This window comes from Kitasatospora sp. NPDC053057 (genome assembly GCF_044546945.1).
Classification (GTDB): Bacteria; Actinomycetota; Actinomycetes; order Streptomycetales; family Streptomycetaceae; genus Kitasatospora.
Window position 1 is genome coordinate 1 of the sequence record NZ_JBITZP010000137.1, and the last position, 1,575, is coordinate 1,575.

General features: G+C 67.8%; 1 protein-coding gene. It reads right to left on the reverse strand.

All coding sequences use genetic code 11. The features are described from left to right. Nucleotides 1–531: 531 nt before the first annotated feature. The coding region (locus tag ACIG5E_RS39435) for a D-alanyl-D-alanine carboxypeptidase family protein (protein ID WP_396542142.1) at nt 532–1,575 on the reverse strand (1,044 nt) is incomplete at its 5' end.

Below are 1,575 nucleotides of genomic sequence, written 5' to 3' on the forward strand. Positions count from 1 at the left end.
CCTCAGACTGCCGCCCACCACCAGCACGAGCACGGCCAACGACCCGCACGCCAGCCCCTCCGACCAGCACGTTCGAAGATGGCGAAGCTTCAGTGGCCACGCCATCAGCCAGATCGCTCGGAACCTGCGCCTCTCCCCGAGCACCGCATACCGGCTGCTCTCCCAAGCAGCCCAGCAGGCCACCGCGACGGTCGAAGACCGCCTCGGCTGGTTCACGGGCCCCAACGAGATGCTCGCCGTGTTGCACCGTGCCGCCCGGGAGCGCGGTGTGGTGCTCGACCCGGTTCTTCCCCCGGGTGAAGAGGAGGCCGAGGAGCTGACCGACGCGCTCGTCGGCGTCCTCTTGACCGAGGGTGGCTTCACGGCGAGTGGGCGATCACGCCGTTCGGTGACCTGCTGGAGAGCCTCATCGACGGCCTCCACGAGCACTGACCCCGCCACCGCCCCGCCCATCTGCTGGTCAAGCCATCGGCTGGGCCGCCCGGCTGGCAGCCCGATGTCGTTGCCGACACACGACTTGCCACTCTGGTGTCACCGTAGATGGGCGATCCTCTGGCTGAGGCCGGGTGTGGTCATGTCGTGCTGTAGGACAACTGGTATCTCCGTGCCGGCGGCTTGGCCGGTGCGAAGGGCGATCGTGCCGACTGTGGTGCCCGCTTTCGCCCTGTGCGGCAGACCCGTGACCGGTGCCGAGACCGTCAGTTGTGTGGATAGGCCGGGCCAGCCGATCACCGTGAGGTCAGCTCCGGCGACCACAGGGGCTCTCCCGCCGAGGCCGTCATCGAGGTAGCCGACGACATCGCCCCTGTGGACGACGGTGGTGCAGATCAGGGCCTTCCGGACCTGGGTGATGAGCTTCTGACTGACAGCGAGGGCCTTGGCAAGGCCGTAGTCGGACGCGCCGGCGCTGTGTTGAGCCATCACGACGCCCAGGATGAGCTGCTTGCTGCCGCCGACGGTCTGTTGGGCGGCCCACATCAGGTTGCCGCCCGCCGCCGAGGTCGAGCCGGTCTTGATCCCGATGACGCCCGGGTCGACAAGGTCGGTGTTGTTGTTGTCGATCTGGCCGACCCCGGCGATGGTCACCCGCGGCATGGCGACCACTGCGCTGAACGTCGGGTCCTGCATGGCGGCTCGGGCCAGCCTGATCTGGTCGACGGCGGTGCTTCGGGTACCGACATCCAAGCCACTGGGATCGGTGTACGTGGTGTCGTTCATACCGAGCTGCCGGGCGGCCCCGTTCATCCGCCCCAGGAACGCCGCGTCGGATCCGGCGTCCCAACGAGCCAGCAGACGTGCGATGTTGTTGCTCGAAGGGATCAGCATCAGCTGCAGCATCTGGCGCTCGGTGAAGCGCTGGCCCTCGGCGACCACGGCCTTCGACTCGCCCGGGGCCGTGGATTCCTTCGCCGTCTGCGCGTCCACCGCGATGACGGGGCCGTCGTCGCCGTTCTTGAGCGGGTGGTCCTGGAGGACGACATAGTACTCCAGTGCGACTTCGTGATCTATCCGGTTGAGGGGTCGGCGAGCCGTCGTTGGTAGTGGCTGCGGCGAGCACTGGCTTGATGGCGTCTG